The 18,932-nt window shown below is 72.4% G+C and carries 15 protein-coding genes and 1 pseudogene; 5 read left to right on the top strand and 11 right to left on the bottom strand.

Going from position 1 to position 18,932, the window contains the following annotated elements:
* Position 1: 1 nt before the first annotated feature.
* Positions 2-448: an Lrp/AsnC family transcriptional regulator gene (locus tag ABZ910_RS18255; protein WP_361365648.1), complete on the bottom strand. Its 447-nt coding sequence runs from the start codon at positions 446-448 to the stop codon at positions 2-4.
* A 193-nt stretch (positions 449-641) separates the two neighbouring features.
* Between ABZ910_RS18255 and ABZ910_RS18250 the strand changes: the two genes are divergently transcribed.
* Complete coding sequence (locus ABZ910_RS18250) at positions 642-1,157, top strand: immunity 21 family protein (protein ID WP_361365645.1); 516 nt, start codon at positions 642-644, stop codon at positions 1,155-1,157.
* Between the two features lie 93 nt (positions 1,158-1,250).
* Here ABZ910_RS18250 and ABZ910_RS18245 read toward each other — a convergent pair whose 3' ends face one another.
* Both ABZ910_RS18245 and ABZ910_RS18240 read right to left on the bottom strand, forming a co-directional pair.
* Positions 1,251-2,942: a DUF885 domain-containing protein gene (locus ABZ910_RS18245; RefSeq protein ID WP_361365642.1), complete on the bottom strand. Its 1,692-nt coding sequence runs from the start codon at positions 2,940-2,942 to the stop codon at positions 1,251-1,253.
* 32 nt (positions 2,943-2,974) lie between these two features.
* Positions 2,975-3,505, bottom strand: coding sequence for an Lrp/AsnC family transcriptional regulator (locus tag ABZ910_RS18240; RefSeq protein WP_361365639.1), 531 nt, complete (start codon positions 3,503-3,505; stop codon positions 2,975-2,977).
* A 60-nt stretch (positions 3,506-3,565) separates the two neighbouring features.
* On the opposite strand from ABZ910_RS18240, the gene ABZ910_RS18235 reads away from it, so the two are divergent.
* Entirely contained in the window at positions 3,566-4,906 is a 1,341-nt protein-coding gene (locus tag ABZ910_RS18235) for a PLP-dependent transferase (RefSeq protein WP_361365636.1), read from the top strand.
* 190 nt (positions 4,907-5,096) lie between these two features.
* Here the strand turns inward: ABZ910_RS18235 and ABZ910_RS18230 are convergent, their stop codons facing one another.
* The 5 genes from ABZ910_RS18230 to ABZ910_RS18210 form a co-directional block, all read right to left on the bottom strand.
* A complete protein-coding gene (locus ABZ910_RS18230; RefSeq protein ID WP_361365858.1) occupies positions 5,097-6,506 on the bottom strand; it encodes a GNAT family N-acetyltransferase in 1,410 nt (469 codons plus the stop codon).
* A 153-nt stretch (positions 6,507-6,659) separates the two neighbouring features.
* Positions 6,660-9,344, bottom strand: coding sequence for a DUF6493 family protein (locus ABZ910_RS18225; protein ID WP_361365633.1), 2,685 nt, complete (start codon positions 9,342-9,344; stop codon positions 6,660-6,662).
* Positions 9,341-10,759 (bottom strand): SWIM zinc finger family protein, encoded by a 1,419-nt coding sequence (locus tag ABZ910_RS18220; RefSeq protein WP_361365630.1) that lies wholly within the window; start codon positions 10,757-10,759, stop codon positions 9,341-9,343. The genes ABZ910_RS18225 and ABZ910_RS18220 overlap by 4 nt, the downstream gene beginning before the upstream one ends.
* 180 nt (positions 10,760-10,939) lie before the next feature.
* Positions 10,940-12,526, bottom strand: coding sequence for an alkaline phosphatase D family protein (locus ABZ910_RS18215; RefSeq protein ID WP_361365627.1), 1,587 nt, complete (start codon positions 12,524-12,526; stop codon positions 10,940-10,942).
* A 223-nt stretch (positions 12,527-12,749) separates the two neighbouring features.
* Complete coding sequence (locus tag ABZ910_RS18210) at positions 12,750-13,580, bottom strand: alpha/beta hydrolase (protein WP_361365625.1); 831 nt, start codon at positions 13,578-13,580, stop codon at positions 12,750-12,752.
* 103 nt (positions 13,581-13,683) lie between these two features.
* Between ABZ910_RS18210 and ABZ910_RS18205 the strand changes: the two are divergent.
* Both ABZ910_RS18205 and ABZ910_RS18200 read left to right on the top strand, forming a co-directional pair.
* Positions 13,684-13,764, top strand: a pseudogene (locus ABZ910_RS18205) (sigma factor); the annotation flags it as partial.
* Positions 13,765-13,962: 198 nt separating this feature from the next.
* A complete protein-coding gene (locus ABZ910_RS18200) occupies positions 13,963-14,724 on the top strand; it encodes a GntR family transcriptional regulator (protein ID WP_361365622.1) in 762 nt (253 codons plus the stop codon).
* Positions 14,725-14,843: 119 nt separating this feature from the next.
* On the opposite strand, the gene ABZ910_RS18195 is transcribed toward ABZ910_RS18200, so the two are convergent.
* Complete coding sequence (locus ABZ910_RS18195) at positions 14,844-16,001, bottom strand: ROK family transcriptional regulator (protein ID WP_361365619.1); 1,158 nt, start codon at positions 15,999-16,001, stop codon at positions 14,844-14,846.
* Positions 16,002-16,131: 130 nt separating this feature from the next.
* On the opposite strand from ABZ910_RS18195, the gene ABZ910_RS18190 reads away from it, so the two are divergent.
* Positions 16,132-16,578 (top strand): hypothetical protein, encoded by a 447-nt coding sequence (locus ABZ910_RS18190; RefSeq protein ID WP_361365616.1) that lies wholly within the window; start codon positions 16,132-16,134, stop codon positions 16,576-16,578.
* A 193-nt stretch (positions 16,579-16,771) separates the two neighbouring features.
* Here ABZ910_RS18190 and mug read toward each other — a convergent pair whose 3' ends face one another.
* Both mug and purB read right to left on the bottom strand, forming a co-directional pair.
* A complete protein-coding gene (gene mug, locus ABZ910_RS18185; RefSeq protein WP_361365855.1) occupies positions 16,772-17,317 on the bottom strand; it encodes a G/U mismatch-specific DNA glycosylase in 546 nt (181 codons plus the stop codon).
* Complete coding sequence (gene purB, locus ABZ910_RS18180; RefSeq protein ID WP_361365613.1) at positions 17,314-18,756, bottom strand: adenylosuccinate lyase; 1,443 nt, start codon at positions 18,754-18,756, stop codon at positions 17,314-17,316. The genes mug and purB overlap by 4 nt, the downstream gene beginning before the upstream one ends.
* Positions 18,757-18,932 lie beyond the last annotated feature (176 nt).

The following is an 18,932-nucleotide window of genomic DNA, read 5'->3' as shown; positions in this document are numbered from 1 at the left end:
ATCAGTGGCCCAGCGGTCGCCCGGCCAGCGGTGACGAGTAGACCACGCTCGTGGTCACCGGGCCCAGGGCGCCGATACGGCCCGACAGCTCCTCCAGGTGGCGCATCGTGCGCGCCGCGACCTTGATGACGAAGCAGTCGTCCCCCGTGACGTGGTGCGCCTCCAGGATCTCGGGGGTCGCGGCGACGAGTTCGTGGAAGGGCGTGTAGTCACCGGTCGCGTAGCGCAGGCGGACGAAGGCCAGCACCGGCAGGCCGAGGCGCTCGGCGTCCACGACCGCGGCGTACCCCTTGATGACCCCCGCCTCCTCCAGGCGCCGCACCCGCTCGGTGACGGCGCTCGCGGACATCGAGACGGCACGGGCGAGCTCGGCGAAGCTGGCCCGGCCCTCACGCTGGAGGACATCGAGGATGCGCCAGTCGGTGGCGTCCGGGGAATATGCGGCCATGATGGAGGAATAGCAGGGGAATCCACGGCGGGACAAGGCTCGTGCGGGAATATCCACGCCGCCCGCGCCACCGGTCCGCCGATGGCCCTGGTGAACGCCAAATGCCGCCGCTGACTTGGTGATTCAGGGCGTACCGGGCAGGAAGACGGACCGTTGGCGAACGCGGGCCGCCGTGCGTGTAGGTTCTCTGCCCATGGCGCGATACGCGGATCCAGGCGCGATGGAATGGGTGGAGTCGGGCGGCGGCCCGCTGATAGCGGTTCCCGAGACGGTGCTGGCCTTCTGGGCCGGGGCCGACGGTGAGGACCTGGCCACGGACTACGACCGGGCGTGCGAGGTCGACAGATATGTCGGCCTGCTTCCCGTCGGGGACAGCGCGGCCCTGGTGCTGGGCGACGAACCGGCGTCCACCGCCTTCCTGCCCGACCACGGCACGTTCGTACGGTGGTGTGCCGCCAACTCCGAGGACGAGCTGCTGGCCGGCGTCCCCGACGCCCTCGGCACGGCGGTGTGGGAGGACGAGGTGAGCTGGGACGTGCCCGGCCCGGTCGTCCTCTTCGACTCGGCATGGCCCGGCGACAAGACCGACCGCACCGAACGCCTCCACGTCCCCCTGGAGCCCGGCCGGTACGCGGTGCGTGCCGGCCGCGCCCAGCCGGGACCGGAGACCTGGCTCGGCCTCGTCCAACTGCGCCGGCTCCCGAACTGAACCGGTGACCGGTGGTGGCGTCCGGGACCGAGTCCCGTGGACGCCACCGAGAGCCGTAACGGACCGTAACGGTTCGTCCCGGTGCTGTTCCGGTCAGAGCGCCGACAACTCGTCCACCAGGTCGTCGAGGCCCAGCGAACCCTGGGACAGCGCGGCCATGTGCCAGGCCTTCAGGTCGAAGGCGTCGCCGTGCCGCTCGCGCGCGTTCTCCCGGCCCAGCAGCCAGGCGCGCTCCCCCAGCTTGTAGCCGATCGCCTGGCCCGGGATGGTCAGATACCGGGTCAGCTCGCTCTCCACGAAGTCCGCCGGCCGGCTGCTGTGCGCGGCGAAGAACTCCTGCGCCAGTTCCGGAGTCCAGCGCTCACCGGGGTGGAACGGCGAGTCCGCCGGGATCTCCAGCTCCAGATGCATGCCGATGTCGACGATCACCCGGGCCGCGCGCATCATCTGCGCGTCGAGGTAGCCGAGCCGGTGCTCCGGGTCGGTGAGGTAGCCGAGCTCGTCCATGAGCCGCTCCGCGTACAGCGCCCAGCCCTCGCAGTTGGCGCTGACCCCGCCGAGCGTGGCCTGGTAGCGGGAGAGGTTCTCGGCGACGTGCGCCCACTGCGCCAGCTGGAGGTGGTGGCCGGGCACGCCCTCGTGGTACCAGGTCGACACCAGGTCGTACACGGGGAACCGGGTCTGGCCCATCGTCGGCAGCCAGGTGCGGCCCGGGCGCGAGAAGTCCTCCGACGGGGGCGTGTAGTAGGGGGCCGCGGCGCCGCCGGGCGGGGCGATGCGCGACTCCACCTTCCGTACCCGCTCGGCGAGTTCGAAGTGCGTGCCGTCCAGCTCCCCGATCGCCTGGTCCATCAGGCCCTGCAGCCACGTGCGGACCTCGTCCACGCCCTCGATGTGCGTCCCGTGCTCGTCGAGATGCGCGAGCGCCACCCACGGCGTCTCGGCACCGGGCAGGATCTTCTCGGCCTCCTGGCGCATCTCGCCGAGGATGCGGTGGTACTCGGACCAGCCGTACGCGTACGCCTCGTCCAGGTCCAGGTCGGTGCCGTTGAAGTAGCGCGACCAGCGGGCGTACCGCTCGCGGCCGACCGTGTTCGGGGCGCCCTCGACGGCCGGGACGTACACGTCCCGCATCCAGTCGCGCAGTTCCACGACGGCCCCGGTCGCCGCGGCGGCCGCCTCGTCCAGCTCGGCGCGCAGCGCCTCGGGGCCGGCCGAGGCGAAGTCCTCGAACCAGCCGCGGCCCGAGCCGTCCGTGTCCGACCATTCGGTGAGCTGCTCGACGAAGGTGGCGGTCGGCCGCGGGGCCGCGTACAGCTTGCGCTCCAGGCCGAGTTCCAGGGACGCGCGGTAGCCCGCCAGCGCGGCCGGGACCGCGCGCAGCCGCTCGGCCACGGCCGCCCAGTCCTCGTCCGTCTGCGTCGGCGTCACCGTGAACACGTCGCGCACGGCGTGCCCGGGCGTGTGCAGATTACCGACCGCCCGCAGGCCCTCGTCGGCCTCGTGCACGGCCAGTTCGGCGGTGAGCCGCTCGCGCAGCAGCCGGGCGCAACGACGCTCCGCGTCACTGTCACCGCCGGGTTGCCGCTCGGCCTCCGCCAGCTTCGCGAGCGTGGTCCGCGCCAGCTCCGCCCGGGCCTCCTGGCCGGCGGGCGAGTAGTCGGGCAGCCTGCTCGAACTCTCCTTCACGCCGAGATACGTACCGGTGACCGGATCGAGGGCGATGTACGCGTCGACGTAGGCGTCGGCGACCTCACGGGGCAGCGGGCTCTTGGTCTCAGACATGCCGCCATCCTCATACGGCGACAAGGCCGACGTCATCCCAGTATTCCAACTATTGGCGAATCAGCCGCGGGTGCGGGCGCGGGCGTCGGCCCGGCCGTTGGCAGCAGCGGACCGCAGTCCCACTGCTGGAAGATCAACCGGGTCTCCACGCGGGCCACTTCGCGCCGGGCCGTGAACTCGTCGAGGACCAGCCGTTGCAGATCCGCCATGTCCGCCACCGCCACATGCACGAGGTAGTCGTCCGGCCCGGTGAGGTGGAACACCGTCCGCGACTCCGGAAGCGCACGGATCCGCTCCACGAACGGCCCCACCAACTCCCGCCGGTGCGGCCTGACCTGCACCGACAGCAACGCCTCCAGTCCGCGCCCCAGTTTGGCCGGATCGAGGCGCAGCTGATGGCCGAGGATCACGCCCGAGCGGCGCAGCCGGTTCACCCGGTCCAGACAGGTCGACGGCGCGACGCCCACCTGGGCGGCGAGGTCGCGATAGGTGGTCCGGGCGTCGTTCTGCAGCAGCTGCAGCAGACGCAGGTCCACCGGATCCAGTACGACGGATTCGGCCATGGGCCGAACGTAACACGGTGTTCCAACCCCGTGACCCGCTCGGTGTTCACCCTTCGGCCCATGGACACAGCGAGCATCCGCGCACACGATTCCGGCGGGCAGGACTCCTGGGCGGCCATGTCGGCCGACGCAGCAATGCCGGGTGAGGCAGCCCGGTCGGATGAAGCAGCCCCGTCGGGTGAGGCGGGCGATCCCCGCGCATGCCGCGTCGCCCGCACCGCGCCGCGCGCCTTCGCCACCGAGGCCGTGCACGCCGGCCGTGACGACCTCGCCCGACAGGGGCTGCACGCACCGCCGATCGACCTGTCCACCACCTACCCGTCGTACGACAGCCGTGGCGAGGCCGCACGCATCGACGCCTTCGCCGCCACCGGCGCCGAGCCGGACGGGCCGCCGGTCTACGGGCGCCTCGGCAACCCCACCGTGGCCCGATTCGAAACCGCCCTGGCCCGGCTCGAAGGCACCGAGGCGGCGGTCGCGTTCGCCAGCGGCATGGCGGCGCTGAGCGCGGTCCTCCTCACCCGGTCCGCGATGGGCCTGCGCCATGTCGTGGCCGTACGCCCCCTGTACGGCTGCAGCGACCATCTGTTGGCCGCGGGACTGCTGGGCACGGAGGTGACGTGGACCGACCCGGCCGGCATCGCGGACGCGCTACGTCCGGACACCGGGCTGGTGATGGTCGAGTCCCCGGCGAACCCGACGCTGGCCGAACTCGATCTCCGGGCGATCGCCCACGCCTGCGGCTCCGTGCCGCTGCTGGCCGACAACACCTTCGCCACGCCGGTGCTGCAGCGCCCGGCCGAGCAGGGTGCGGGACTCGTGCTGCACAGCGCGACGAAGTACCTCGGCGGTCATGGCGATGTGATGGCGGGTGCGGTGGCCTGCGACGAGGAGTTCGCGCGGGGGCTGCGGCAGGTCCGGTTCGCCACGGGCGGGGTGCTGCACCCGTTGGCGGGTTATCTGCTGCTGCGGGGGCTGTCCACGCTGCCGGTCCGGGTGCGGGCCGCCTCCGCGGGCGCTGCCGAGCTGGTGCGTCGCCTCGCCGCCGACCCGCGCGTGGCCCGCGTCCGCTATCCGCGTCTCGGCGGCGCGATGGTCGCCTTCGAGGTGCACGGGGACCCGCACGAGGTCATCGCGGGCGTGCGCCTCATCACCCCCGCCGTGAGCCTCGGCAGCGTCGACACCCTGATCCAGCATCCGGCCTCCATCAGCCACCGCATCGTCGACGCCGACGACCGGCGGGGCGCCGGCGTGAGCGACCGGCTGCTGCGCCTCTCGGTGGGCCTCGAGGACGTCGAGGACCTGTGGGCGGACCTGGACGCGGCGTTGGGGCAGGGCGCGGCGTTGAGGAAGGGCGCGCAGACCCCGTCGGAGGCGGCGGTGCGGGAGGCCGTGGGCTGAGACACGGGGCGCGAACGCCGAACCGGCCCGGCGAAGTTCTGCCGGGCCGGTTCAGCGGAGTCCTGCCGGGCGGGCTTGGTGGAGTGCCGCCAGGCCGGCTCGGTGGGGCCCCGCCGGGCCGATTCGGCGAGTGCCGTGCTCGATCCGGTGCTCGCGCCGGTGCTCGGTTCCGTGCCTGCGCTCTGCGTGCTCAGTCGCGTCCGAGCGGTACGCCGAATCGCTCCTGACCGCCGTCGTACGGCAGGCGGGAGACGACCGGGGTGGCGTCCAGGCGGGCCGTGACGACCAGGGTGCCTCCCTCGACCTGGTAGTCGAGGGGGAGGCCGAGGCCGCGCATCGCGGCGACCATGCCGGTGTTCGACGCCTGCGTCACGGCGTACACGTTCTCGCAGCCCGCCTCGACCGCCATCTCCACCAGTCGGCCGAGCAGTTCGGCGCCGATGCCGCGTCGCTGCCACTGGTCCTCGACGAGCAGTGCGACCTCGGTCTCGTTGCCGTCCCACAGCAGATGGCCGAGGCCGACGATGCGGCCGGACGCCGTCTGCGCGGCCAGCGTCCGCCCGAAGCGCGGGCTGAGCAGGTGGTTGAGATAGCGGTCGGCGTCCCCGACCGGCCCGTGGTACCGCAGGCCGAGGGTGTGCGAGGAGCAGCGCTCGTGCATGGCCTTCGCCGCCTCGACGTCGCCCGGGTCGGCCCGGCGCACGGTGATGGCGTTGCCCTCGGGCAGCGTCAGCACGTCCTGCCCGCGCGGGATCCGCGGGCCGAGCCGGGTGTCCAGCTCCACCAGCGCCCGGGCCCGCGCGAACTCGCTCGGCGTGAACGGCGGATACGGCCGCTCCACGGTGATCACCCCGCCCTCCGGCGCCCTCAGCCGCAGCACCGTGTCCTCGAACGTCCCCCCGACGGGAACCTCCTCCGGACCGGGGCCGCCGCCGACCGGCGTGGCGGGCAGCGAACGGATCGTGCACCGCCCCAGCAACTGCCGCAGCGCGAGCGGAAGTTCCGCCGGGTCCAGCGCGGTGCGCGCCGCGAGCCCCAGGATCCGGGTCGGCGCGTCCACGAGGTCGTGGGCGTCGGCCCGCTCGATCCAGGTGTGCGCGCCTCCGGCCAGGGACGCGGTCCGGCTGATCTCCGCCGCCGTGAGCTCACCCGGGGCGCGCAGCAGGAACTCGTCCACCGTGCCCTGGGCCAGCGGATGCGTCTGGAGGCTCAGGATGTCGATCCGCCGGTGGGCAAGTTCCGTGCACAGGGCGGCCAGTGAGCCCGGTTCCTCCTTCACCGTCGTGCGCATCCGCCACAGCGCGCTCGCTCGGGCCGCGGCGTCGGGCGTCGCCGCGGGCTCGTCGGACGGCCCGGTCGGCCGCTCAGCGGCGGACGACCGGGCGCCGGTATCGGTATCGTCCGGCGGCGGCGGTGCGTGTCCGTGGCGCCGTGTCCACCAGACGTGGAACCCCGCCGTCGCCACCAGCATCACGGCCGAGATCACGAGCAGCGCCGGGCCGTCGGGCCCGTGCCCGATCAGGTTCGCCACCCCGTCCGCCACCGCTACCGCCGTGAAGAGGGCGGCGAGTTCGACGACGTCCCGTCGCCAGTGGTGCATGGGCCGACCAGGCTTCGTACGCGTCACTTCAGACATGCGTCGAGTCATGCACCCACTGTGAAGGAACGGTGTTGCGTGATCACGAACGCTTTGTGACCGATGGGTAAAGCATGCTTCTGCCCCCTTTTGTTGCTCTTTCTCTTACCGGGATCCTCACGCCGCCTCCTGTCCGGCCAGCGCCTCCCGCAGCCGACGGGCCTGGGTCACCAGCCGGGACGAGCCACGCCGGTCCGCGGTCTGCGACAGGTACGGCAGGTCCCCGCGAGCCCCGGACCGCTCGGCACACTCGGCGGCCACCGCCAGCAGATCCCCGAGTCCACGGGCCGACGTCGCCGACCAGGCCGATCCCACCTCCCCCACGGGACCGGAGTCCGCGAGATCGGCGAGCAGTACCGGCAGGGTGTGCCGGAGTACGCCCCAGATCGTGGCGTCGGCTCCCGTGGCCGCCGCCGTCCGCACCGACTCGGCCAGCCGCAGCGGCTTCACCGTCCCGCGCCGGACCAACTGCCCGAGATCCGCGCCCAGTCGTACGGTGTCGAGCTGTCCGCGTCCGGCGAGCACCAGCAGCGCGTCCGCGGCGGCGAGCCGGTCCTCGGGGTGACGCATACCCAGTCCGTACGCCAGGCACAGATGCACGCTCTCGCCCGCCTCACCACCGGACTCGGCGAGCAGTGGGAGCACGGCGACGGCACCCCGGGTGTCGTTCACGGCCGCCTGGGACAGGTCGTGCACGAGCCGCGTCGCCACCAGCTCACGTCGCTCCGGGAGCACGGCGAGCCAGTGCTGCCGTATCTCAGGGTGCCAGTGCGTGCAGTGTCTGATCTGCCCATCCACGGTCATCGCCCTGCCGAGCGGACCGAACTCCGCAGGCAACTCGTCCGCATACTCCGGAAGTTCATCGCACTCGATCAGGAGCCGCGCCCCTTCGGTCCGCTGCCTGACCGTGAGCGGCGTGGGCTCCTCGGCACTCAGCCAGCGGGCGAGCCGCTCTCCCTCCGGGGTGCCGAGCGCGGCTGCACGCTCCGCCGCCGCGGCGGCCGCCGTACGGTCACCGCGCCGCACCCGCAGCAGCGCCTGCCCGAAGTCGGCGGCCGACACCCGGGCGCCCAGGCTCCGGTAGGTGTCCAGCCGGTCCACCAGCTCGCCCGGCTCCAGCAGTCCCGTGCTCCAGGTGGGCGTCGACAGCAGCAGCGGCAGCGGCTCGGCACGCAGCCGGTAGGCCACCTCCCGAAGCCGGGCGTTGAAGGCTCCGGGGAGGCCCTGGTGCATGCAGCCGCCACCGTCGGCCGGCCCGCGTCGCATTCCCGTCCGGAGCGTGGAGAGCTCCACCTTTTCGGACAGTGCCGCAAGGAGCAGGTCGAGGCTGTCCTGCGAGCCGTGAAGGTCGTCGCGCGCTCCGCTGAAGTACATGTCCAAGTGCTGGCCGTGACCGGGCTCCACGCGGTCCCACCAACGGCGTTCGATCACCGGGGCGAGCGCCTCCAGCAGAGCGTCCCGGTCGCGGTACGTATGGCGCACCAGGCCGTCCAGCGCCCGCTCGAACGTGGCCACGTCACCGGCGGCCGCCAGCAACGCCCCCACTTCTTCGGCGAGTTCCACGGCCGTCTCCGGCGCCGCGGTGAGCCGCCTCGGCTCCGGGACGGGCGGCAACACCTCCTCGTACACGGCCGGCGTCCGGTGTACTGCCGCGACGCCCAGGGTGCGTGCCGCCCGGACGAGCAGGGACGGAGACAACTCCTGGGCCGCGGAGGAGAGCGCGGCCCGGACGCCCTCCGAGTCGAGCTTCTTCGCGTGACGTTCGACCAGCTTGAGCGCTCGCTCCTGCATCTGGGTGTCCTCATGCCCGAACGCCCGCGCCGCCACGGGCAGCAGCTCCGCCGCCGCGGACGGGCCGCGCGACAACACCTTTCCGAGCAGCACGAGCTGGGCCCGGACAAGCCTCTTCTCGCTGCGGAACAGGATCTCTTGAGAGGCCTCCGCGAGCTGTCGAGTCGTCAGCTCGCCGTCCAGCGCGAGAGCGGCGAGCACCGACTGGGCGTGGGTGGCGACGGGGGAGGCGCCGTCGCGTGCCAGGGCGGTCCAGTCGGCGATCCGTTCCTTCTCCTCCTCCCGGGTGAGCTCGAGGTGGAGGAGGATCGGGAGGAACACGCGGTGATCGGTGGGGCCGCCGCCGCGCAACAGGCGCGCCACGCAGGCGTCGACCACCAGCTTGCGGTCGAGCGCTCCCTCCCGGGTGAGTGCGGCGAGCGCGCTGTGCCAGGCATTCGGCTCCCCGCTCAGGATCCAGCGGACCTCCCCGAGGTCCGTGAGCTCGAAGAGCCCGGTCAGGAGCGTGGTCAGGTCCGGCTCCGCGCGCAGCCGTTCAAGAACGCTGTCACGGTTCCAGCGGGGAATGTGCCGTACCCAGCCGACCACATAGGCGTCCGTCACCGGCACCTCGCACCCCGACCGCTGCACCAGCCCGGACATCAGCTCGTACGGCACCCTCCCGGACAACGGCCGCTGCGCCAGCCGATGCGCCACATCGCCCAGCCATGCGGTGTCGCGTCCCTCCAGGGCCCGCAGCAGCAGCTCGGGCGACGCCTGCCACCAGCGCATGTCGGCCCCGGCGATCCAGCTTGCGGCCGCCGCCGCACCCGTGTGACACGCGGCGCCCGCCGCGTGCAGCGCCGGATAGGCCTGGCGGGACCCGCTGCCCCACGGATCGGTACGCAACTCCTTTCGGACCACCTGCAACTCCGGTAGGCACACACGCCGTTCGGCATCCGTCATCCCCTGCAGCAGACGGAGCGCCTCCTCCGTCCGCCCGGTCCGTACCGCCTTCATCAGCGCGCTCATCGCACACCCCCGTCGTTCGTCGCCGACTCTCGCTCCACCGCGGCGCCCCGCCGCACCATCCGCACGGCCAGCGCGTGTTTGCACGGCCCGCGTCCGCCCCGGTACTTCGCCCACCACGGGCAGCTGCAGCTGAGCACCCCCGCCTCGTCACGGACCCGGTGCACATGACCGTCCTCGGCGGTCACCGTTCCCACGGATCCCTCCAGGGTGACCGCGTCGGCGGCGACCAGCGCGCGGGCCGAGCGCAGCCGCGGATTGTGCCGCTCGACGCGCTCGGCGTCGTACGGCAGCTCCCGGTGGAAGTAGGCCGCTTCCGCCGTGTCGTACCCGACGCGCCCCGAAGTCCCCAGGCGGACCAGGGCGGCGCGCACCCTCTCCGCGGTGAGGCCGGAGGCGGCGGCGAGGTCGGCGACGTCGACGCGCGGCTCCCACGCCAGCAGGACCGAGATCAGCTCCGCGTCCTCGGCGGCCTCGTCGGTGGCGAGCGCGTCCAGGACGCCGCCTTCGCCGGAGAACCCGCGCGAGGTGTCGGGCGACAGCGTGAGCGTGAGCCGCATGCCCGGCAGGACGACCTCCCAGGCGGCCGCCGAGACCCGGCCCGCCGCGGTGGCGCCGGTGACCGAGGGGCCGTACACCCGCAGGGCCGTCGCGTGCCGCAGCACCCGTTGCAGCGCCGCGAGCCGCTCGGGGCCGGGCAGGCACACCGCGCCGGGCACCGGCCGCGTGGTCGGCCGCAGCCCGCGGCCGACGGGCACCACCCAGCGCGGTCCGCTCACGGCGCGCCGTCCGCCGCCGGGGCGGGGCAGTCCGCGCAGAAAGCGCACCGCCTCCTCCGCGGGCAGCTCGGCCCGCAGGTCGAACCCGGCCGCTATCACCTGCGCCTCCGCGAAGCCGCGCAGCCACCGGTCCGGAAGCGGCACCTTCTTCTCCACGACCGGCCCGTCCAGCGTCGTGACGGCCAACTCCTCGGGACCGACGCGCAGATGGAGCGGATCGTCCGTGCCGATCCGGGACAGGGCCTCGCGCAGGGGGTTGTTGACGTCGACGTTCGTCGTCCCGTGCCCCACCTCGCCGCCGTCGAGCCCGGGGCCGAGGACGTCCAGACGCGCGTACACCCCACCGCAGCCGGAGAAGGACTCGAAGCGCAACCGGTCCCCGTTGCCGGTCACGACCGGGTCGAGCGAGGCACGCAGCTGCGGCTGGTAGTACCGCGCGGCCGCCACGTCGGCCACCGCCAGCAACCCAGCCGCGGCGATCTGAGGTGAGGTCAGAAAGCCCGTGAAGAACCGCGGATGGTCCTCGACGCCCGTGGGGGTGGCACCCCGTGAGGTCTCGAGTCCGAGGTGGCGTCCGTCCGCTGCGGACTCCAGCACGGAGGGTTGTCGATAGGCCACGGCCTGGAGAGATCGCGTCATGGGAAAACCGTAGAGGCGACCACTGACAATCGATCTGATCAAGCAGTCTGACCAGCGAAAACGTGGTGTGTGCAGAGCAGTTGGCGGCTGCGGGAACCGCGCCGCGCACCAGGGGATGACGCCGGTGCGCGGCACGCGCCCGAGGGTACGGGAAGGGGCGGCCGCCGACGGCCGCCGCGCTTACTGGCCGACCCGGCCCGGCTGCAGCGTCTGCGTGAACAGCACGGTGCCGTCCTGCTCGCGCAGCCGCACCGTCAGTTCTCCGCTGCCGCCGTCGATGTCGACCTCACCGAAGAACTGGTAGCCGCCGGCGGGCGAGACGTTCGACGCGGTCGGCGCCTTCACGAACACCCGCTCCGGACCGAAGGTGGCATCGAGCGCGTTGGCCGGGAAGGCACCCGCGTTGAGCGGTCCGGACACGAACTCCCAGAACGGTTCGAAGTCGGTGAACGCGGCCCGCGCCGGCTGGTAGTGCTGGGCCGAGGTGTGGTGCACGTCGGCCGTCAGCCACAGCGTGCCGGTGATCCGCCGGTGCTTGATGTACCGCAGCAGTTCGGCGATCTGCAGCTCACGGCCCAGTGGGGCGCCCGGGTCGCCCTGAGCGACGGCCTCGATGTTCGGCCTGCCCTCGGTGGCGTCCGGCACCACCAGGCCGATCGGCATGTCCGCGGCGATCACCTTCCACACCGCACGCGACCGCGAAAGCTCCGCCTTGAGCCACTCCAGCTGTTCGCGGCCGAGGATGCCCTGCGGGTCCACGGTCTGGTCGTCGGGGGAGTTGGCGTTGCGGTACGTCCGCATGTCCAGGACGAACACGTCGAGCAGTGGACCCTGGCGCAGGACGCGGTAGACGCGGCCCTCCTTCGCGCCGGGCCGCAGTGTCGAGACCGGGAAGTACTCGCTGAACGCCCGCCGGGCGCGCGCCGCCAGCACGTCGACGCTCTTCTCGGTGTAGCGGGTGTCCGAACCGGAGATCACCTCGCCCGGGTACCAGTTGTTGCGCACCTCGTGGTCGTCCCACTGGACGACTGAGGGAACCTGGGCGTTGAACCGCTTCAGGTTCTCGTCGAGCAGGTTGTAGCGGAAGTTGCCCCGGAACTCGGCCAGGGTCTCGGCGACCTTCGCCTTCTCCTCGGTGGTGATGTTCCGCCAGGTGCCGCCGCCGGGAAGCGCCTGGGTGGCGGCGACCGGCCCGTCGGCGTAGATGTTGTCGCCGCTGCAGAGGAAGAAGTCCGGGTCGAGCCGCGCCATCGCGTCGTAGATCCGGTAGCCGCCGAAGTCGGGGTTGATGCCCCAGCCCTGGCCCGCGAGGTCGCCGGACCACAGGAACCGCACGCCGTCGCGCCGACGCGCGGACACGGTGCGGAACGTCCCGGTCACCGGCTCACCGGTACGGCGGGGGTCATCCGGGTCGGCGAGCAGGACGCGGTAATGGATCTGCTCGCCGGCGGGCAGCCCGCGCAGTCGCGTCGTACCGGTGAAGTCGGTGTCCGGGCCCAGCAGCGGACCGTGCCATCTGTGCGGCTCGCGGAACGACTCGGTGGCCGACGTCTCCACGACCATCCGAGCCGGTCGGTCCGAACGCACCCACACCAGACCGGAGTCGGAGGTCACATCGCCCACCTGCACGCCCCAGCCCGCTCCGGGCCGGCCGGACAGGGCGAACGCCGGTGCCGCGCCGAGAGCCGTGGGCACGGTGAAGGCCGCCGACGCGGCGAGCGAGCCGCGCAGGACGCTGCGGCGGCCGGGGAACGGGCGGTGTGTCATGGAAGCGCCTCCGGGGTCGGGGTCCGGCCAGTGTGCGGTGCCACAACTACGCGCGCGGCGCGGCGCGCACGGAAACCACAAGTGAACAACCGACCCAAGGGGCAACGGAATACGGAATGGGGAGTGGGACGACAGTGAGGAGGAGGACGGGGGCCGGGGGCCGGGGGAGAGGACAGGAGTTACAGGGGGGCCGCGGTGCTCCCGCCCGGCTTCGGGCAGCCGGTCAGCGGCTTCCGTCGAGGATCACGCGCGCGACGAGCGCAGGGTCGTCGTTCATCGGGCAGTGTCCGCAGCCGGGCAGCCGTACCAGCCGGGCCTTCGGGATGATCCGCTTGGCGCGGATGCCCTGACGGCGTACCAGCAGCACATCCCGGGTGCCCCACCCCACGGTGACCGGGACGCCAGGCACGTCGTCGGTGAACTGGACGGAGATCCCGGCCCGCAGGGTCGCGTCGAACCCGGTGGCCTGCGCCAGCGACACCGTCTCGGCCACCACGGCCTCGGGTGAACGGCGGCCGGGCCGGGCGTAGATGGTGCTCGTGAGGGCGGTGCGCCCGGCCGCCGTCCGGGCCAGCCGCTCGACCAGCGGCAGCGGCAGGCGCTGGGCGATCCGCCGCATCGCGATCAGGATGCCGAAGGCGTAGCGCCGCTCGGCCTGCGACCAGAATCCGGCGGGGGAGAGCGCGGTGACGGACCGTGCGAGCTTCTCGCGGCCGAGTTCCAGGGCCAGCAGGCCGCCCAGCGAATTGCCCGCCACGTGCGGGCGGTCCAGGTCCAGCGCCTCGAACAGGGCGCCGAGCACAGTGTTCGTCGTCGGCAGGTCGTACGCGAGGCCGTCCGGCAGGCCCGGGGACGCGCCGAAGCCGGGCAGATCCACGGCGATCACGTCCCGCTCGGCCGCGAGGATGTCCACCACGGGGTCCCAGGCCTGGCGGTGATGGCCGATTCCGTGCAGGAGGACCAGCGGTTCGCCCCGGCCCACGCGCGCGTAGGAGACGGTCACGTCCTGAGGGCCGTGCGGGGCGGGGACTTTGAAGGAGACGGTGGTGGACATCGGGGTGCTCCTCGTTGGGGACTGGCCTGCCTGCGAACGCCAGAGACAGCCTGTCAGTAATTGCTACCCACGGGTAGCCCTCGTTGTTCCGCGTGTCCCTCGTGTGTCTCGGGTCGCCCACCGCATGCTCGGGCGCGTGGCCGACGCCGAGGACCTCGTCCAGGAGGCCTGGCTGCGCTGGTCCGCCTCGTGGGCGGCAGCGGCTGCCCGTCGAGAACACCTCGTGAACACTGCGCGGCAGGGCGGGGGGCGTTGCTCAGAGGGTCGAGGATTGGTCTTGACCAAGGGTGAGCGCCGTCCTATGGTCGCAGATAAGTACAACAACCTTTAATAAATAAGGGCGCCAAAACGCCGCCGGATCACGGCGATCGCGGAGGACAGGGTGGGGACCACACAGCTGGAATCGGTGCCGGAACCGAAGTACTGGCACCTCAAGACCGTACTCAGCGAGGCACTGGACTCCGAGTTCTCGGTCGGCGAGATCCTGCCCAACGAGCGTGACCTCGCCGCCCGCTTCGGCGTGGCCCGCGCCACGCTCCGCCAGGCCCTCGAACAGCTCGAACTGGAAGGCAGGCTGCAACGCCGCCGCGGTGTCGGTACGACCGTCGCCCCGCCGCGCATGGGCGTGGCCGTCGGCGCCGAACCGCACGCGTGGCCGGGCGCCGCGGGGGACGCCTGGGAGCCCGTCGACTGCACGCAGACGGTCCCGCCCGCGACGGTCGCCGAGGCTCTGGAGACCAGTCCCGAGGAGCCCGTCCACACCGTGCGCCGCTCCCGGGTGTCGCACGGCCAGCCGGTCGCCGCCGAGCTGCTCTACGTTCCGGCGTCCTCGGTGCCCGAACTGTCGGCGATCGACGCCCCCTCCGGCCCCGCACGCGCGCGTACCGTGCTGCGCGAACTGCAGCGCCTGGAACTGGAGGGCCAGGACCGCGCCGTAGAACTCGGGTCGGCCCGCGCGGACGACGCCAAGGAACTCGACCGGCTTCCCGGGGCGCCCGTCCTCGTCGTCACCACGCGCTTCCTGAGCGGAGGACGTACCGCCGCGCTGTCCGTCGCCACGTACCGCGCGGACACCTGCCGGCTGACCTTCGGCGACACCAGCGGCGTCGAGATCCACCACGGACCTGAGCAGCAGGCCTCGTAGTCGGGCACGGATTTCAGGGGACCGGGGACCGTGGTAACCGCTGGTTGGTGACTGGTGACTGGTGACTGCGGAATGCTGACCGCTGCCGTTGACCGCGTCCGTCCTCGCGGTCTCGGGGATCACCTCCGTGCCGTCACCGCGCCCTCCACCGCGAACAGCTGCTCCTCCACGTGGTCGAGGGCGAGCCGCAGGGCACCCGTGGCCACGGCGGCCTCGCCGAGCAGCGAGAGCGTCACCCTGGGCGGTCGCAGGCAGTAGCGCGCGAGTTCGCGGCGCAGCGGCTCCAGGACGCCGTCCAGCCCGGCCGCCCAGCCGCCGACCACGACGAGCTCCGGGTCGAGCGCCAGGACCAGCGCCGCGATGTCGTGGACGAGTCGCTGGATGAACCGGTCGACGGCCGCGCGGGCCCGCTCGTCGCCCGCCCGCGCGAGCGTGAACACGTCGGCGACCGCCTGTTCGTCCAGCGGATGCAGCGGCTCGCCCGTGGTGGACAGCAGCGTCTCCGGGGAGGCCTCCCGGCCCAGCAGGTGCAGTGCGCCGATCTCCCCGGCCGCGCCGCCGTAGCCCCGGTGCAGTCGGCCGCCTATCAGCGAACCGGCCCCGGGGCTCAACCCGGCCAGCACGAACACCACGTCCGCCGAGCCGGTCGCCGCGCCCTTCCAGTGCTCGGCGACGGCCGCCGCGTTGGCGTCGTTCTCCACCAGCACCGGGCACTTGAAGGAGCGGCCGAGCCGTTCGCCGAGCCGTAGTCCCGTCCACTGCGGCAGTGCGGTGCCCAGTCGCACCGTGCCGTCGGCCTCGACGATCCCGGGCGTGCCGACGCCCACCGCGCGCAGCGAGCCGCGCGCGATCCCGGCCCGGCGCAGCAGCTCGGTGACGGCGGTGCGCAATCGCTCCAGCCGTGCGTCCGCGTCGGCCGTCTCGTCGACGTCCCTGGTCTGGGCCCCCAGCACCTGCCCGTCCAGGTCGGCGAGGACCGCGGCGACCCGGTGCGCTCCGATCTCCAGCCCCAGCAGATGCCCGGCCTCGGCCCGGAAGCGGAATCGTCGCGCGGGCCGGCCCTGGCGCCGGGTGCCCCCCTCCTCGGCCGCCCGCTCCACGACGAGACCGCCCTCGATCAGCCCCTCCACCACGCCCTCGACGGTCGGCCGGGACAGCCCGGTCACCTGGGTGATCTCCGTGAGCGTGGCGCAGTCGGCGGCACGCAGCGCGTGCAGCACCACCGCGGAATTGATCCTGCGCAGCAGCGAGGGATCACCACCGGTCAGCCGCCCCACCGTCCGCCCTCCCCGCTCCCGCGCGTGTGGGCGGATCGTACTCGGCCGCGCGGGAACCCGGCGAGGGCATCAACGCGGAGCTCGAAAACCGCGGTGACCGGTTGTCAGTGGTGCCCGCTTTACTGGTCGCATGGACATCGCGCGGCACCTCGCCATGATCGACCGGCTGTGCGCGAAGGAGTTCCCGGCGGAGAACGCCCGGTGGGGCTCGTGCACGGCGGGGGGACCCGGTTACTGGACCACGGAGTTAGAGACGAGCCGCGGGCTGTGCGCCGCCGCTGCCTGGGTGCGGGAGCGGACGGCGGAGGACTTCCACGCCTATCGGGAGGCCATCGCCCAGCGCCTGAACGCCCGTTGGGGCGAGCGGCCGCCCTGGGGGCAGCTCACGGTGAGGGTGCGCATGGGGCGTGGTGAGGCGATACCGGAGCCCTGGGCCACCCTCAGCCTGTACGCCGACGAGCTCGACGTCTGGCAGGTGGACGACACGGGGCACTGGGTGGCCGTGGGGGTGGCCGACCGGGACCGGCGCGACGAGATCCGGCTCCTGGTCACCGTCACGGAAGTGGAACCGCCGTGAGCTGCTGGGGGGTCGGCTGTGCTCGTTGAAGGGAAGCGTTACGACCATGTGCTGTTCGGGATGCTTCGGGAGGAGTGGGCAACCCTGCGTGAGTCCGGCGCGGGTCCGGCGTGATCCCTCGAGTGGATCGGCGAGTTGATCGGCGAGTTGATCGACGAGTTGATCGGCTGTGGTTCGGTCCGCCGTACGGGTTCTAGGACTGCGCGGCTTCCCGGAGCCGTGCGAACTCCTGCGCCATCGTCGTCGCCGTCCAATGCGCGTTCAGTCCGCTGGGGTTGGGCAGTACCCACACCCGGGTGTCGCCGATCGCCCCATCCTGCGGGCCCACTTGAGCCTTGCGGCTCCCGAACGCGGCCCGGTACGCCGTCACCCCGACCACCGCCAGCCACCTCGGGCGCAGCCGCGTGACCTTCTCCGTCAGCAGTACGCCGCCCTCGACGTACTCCTCCGCGGACAGTTCGACGGCCCGTGCGGTCGCCCGCGCCACCACGTTCGTGATGCCGAGTCCGTACGACAGCAACTCCCGCTGCTCCGCGGGCTTCAGGAGCCTCGGCGTGAAGCCGGACAGGTGCAGCACCGGCCAGAAGCGGTTGCCGGGGCGGGCGAAGTGATGGCCCGTCGCGGCTGTCATCAGGCTGGGGTTGATGCCGCAGAACAGGACATCGAGGCCGCCCGCGACCACGTCCGGGACGACGTGGTCGCGGGCGGCCTCCAGTTCCGCCTGGGTGAAGCGGGTCAGAGGATCGCCCCCGGGGTGTAGCCCGCGGCCTCCGGGTGCTGCTTGGCGATCTCCCCGACGCGGGCGACGACGGCACCGACCTGATCGGCCGCGGCGCCCGTGAACGACAGCTTGTCCGCCATCAGCTCCTCGAGCTGCGCGCGGTCCAGCGGGAGGCGCTCGTCCGCGGCGAGCTTGGCGAGCAGGTCGTTGCGCTCGGCACCCTGCTCACGCATCGCGAGAGCCGTGGCGACGGCGTTCTCCTTGATCGCCTCGTGCGCGACCTCGCGGCCCACGCCCGCGCGCACCGCACCCATCAGCACCTTCGTGGTGGCGAGGAACGGCAGGTAGCGGTCCAGCTCACGAGCGACGACGGCGGGGAAGGCGCCGAACTCGTCGAGGACGGTGAGGAACGTTTCCAGAAGGCCGTCGAGAGCGAAGAACGCGTCCGGCAGCGCCACCCGGCGCACCACCGAGCAGGACACGTCGCCCTCGTTCCACTGGTCGCCCGCCAGCTCGCCGGTCATCGACGCGTAGCCGCGCAGGACGACCATCAGGCCGTTGACGCGCTCGCAGGAGCGGGTGTTCATCTTGTGCGGCATCGCGGACGAGCCGACCTGGCCCGGCCTGAAGCCCTCGGTCACCAGCTCGTGCCCGGCCATCAGCCGGATCGTCTTGGCCAGCGAGGACGGCGCCGCCGCCAGCTGCACCAGCGCGGTCACGACCTCGTAGTCCAGCGAGCGCGGGTAGACCTGGCCGACCGAGGTGAACGCCTGCGAGAAGCCCAGGTGACCGGCGATCCGGTCCTCCAGCTCGGCGAGCTTCGACGCGTCGCCGCCGAGCAGGTCCAGCATGTCCTGCGCCGTGCCGACCGGGCCCTTGATGCCGCGCAGCGGGTAGCGGACCAGCAGCTCCTCGACACGGCCGTAGGCGACGAGCAGTTCGTCGGTGGCGGTCGCGAAGCGCTTGCCGAGGGTCGTGGCCTGCGCGGCGACGTTGTGGGAGCGGCCGGCCATGACCAGCTCGGCGTACTCGCCGGCCAGCTTGCCGAGGCGGGCCAGCACGGCTACCGCGCGGTCGCGGATCAGCTCCAGGGAGAGTCGGATCTGGAGCTGCTCGACGTTCTCCGTCAGGTCGCGGGACGTCATGCCCTTGTGCACGTGCTGGTGCCCGGCGAGGGCGTTGAACTCCTCGATCCGCGCCTTCACATCGTGCCGCGTGACCTTCTCGCGCTCGGCGATCGAGGCCAGGTCGACGGTGTCGAGGACGCGCTCGTAGTCGGCGATCGCCGCGTCCGGCACCTCGATCCCGAGGTCCTTCTGCGCCCGCAGCACGGCGAGCCAGAGCTGCCGCTCCAGCTTCACCTTCTGCTCGGGCGACCAGAGCGTGGCGAGCTCGGCGGAGGCGTAGCGTCCGGCGAGGACGTTCGGGATGCGGGGCTTGGCGGGCACTGAAGTCACGTGTACGGATTCTACTGGCGATTCGTGCAGGCCAGCGCCACCGGTCGGTTCGTCGGAACCTACGAGGCGTGCGTCACGTCATCCGCGCCGACGTCTCTGGAGCGGAGCGGGGCGTAGAGCGGAGAAGTTGCCGCAGGGCAGTGTGCCATCTGTGCGAGATGAGAGCGGGGAGCCCA

The sequence above is a fragment of the Streptomyces sp. NPDC046805 genome (assembly GCF_040645355.1).
GTDB lineage: Bacteria > Actinomycetota > Actinomycetes > Streptomycetales > Streptomycetaceae > Streptomyces.
Note: the sequence above shows the minus strand (reverse complement) of the source record. Positions and strands in the feature narration are given on the sequence as shown.

Bases quoted from the DNA above. Each gene is read 5' to 3' on its own strand.
- ABZ910_RS18255 (WP_361365648.1), bottom strand. From the start codon at position 448: ATGGCCGCATATTCCCCGGACGCCACCGACTGGCGCATCCTCGATGTC.
- ABZ910_RS18250 (WP_361365645.1), top strand. From the start codon at position 642: ATGGCGCGATACGCGGATCCAGGCGCGATGGAATGGGTGGAGTCGGGC.
- ABZ910_RS18245 (WP_361365642.1), bottom strand. From the start codon at position 2,942: ATGTCTGAGACCAAGAGCCCGCTGCCCCGTGAGGTCGCCGACGCCTAC.
- ABZ910_RS18240 (WP_361365639.1), bottom strand. From the start codon at position 3,505: ATGGCCGAATCCGTCGTACTGGATCCGGTGGACCTGCGTCTGCTGCAG.
- ABZ910_RS18235 (WP_361365636.1), top strand. From the start codon at position 3,566: ATGGACACAGCGAGCATCCGCGCACACGATTCCGGCGGGCAGGACTCC.
- ABZ910_RS18230 (WP_361365858.1), bottom strand. From the start codon at position 6,506: ATGCACCACTGGCGACGGGACGTCGTCGAACTCGCCGCCCTCTTCACG.
- ABZ910_RS18225 (WP_361365633.1), bottom strand. From the start codon at position 9,344: ATGAGCGCGCTGATGAAGGCGGTACGGACCGGGCGGACGGAGGAGGCG.
- ABZ910_RS18220 (WP_361365630.1), bottom strand. From the start codon at position 10,759: ATGACGCGATCTCTCCAGGCCGTGGCCTATCGACAACCCTCCGTGCTG.
- ABZ910_RS18215 (WP_361365627.1), bottom strand. From the start codon at position 12,526: ATGACACACCGCCCGTTCCCCGGCCGCCGCAGCGTCCTGCGCGGCTCG.
- ABZ910_RS18210 (WP_361365625.1), bottom strand. From the start codon at position 13,580: ATGTCCACCACCGTCTCCTTCAAAGTCCCCGCCCCGCACGGCCCTCAG.
- ABZ910_RS18190 (WP_361365616.1), top strand. From the start codon at position 16,132: ATGGACATCGCGCGGCACCTCGCCATGATCGACCGGCTGTGCGCGAAG.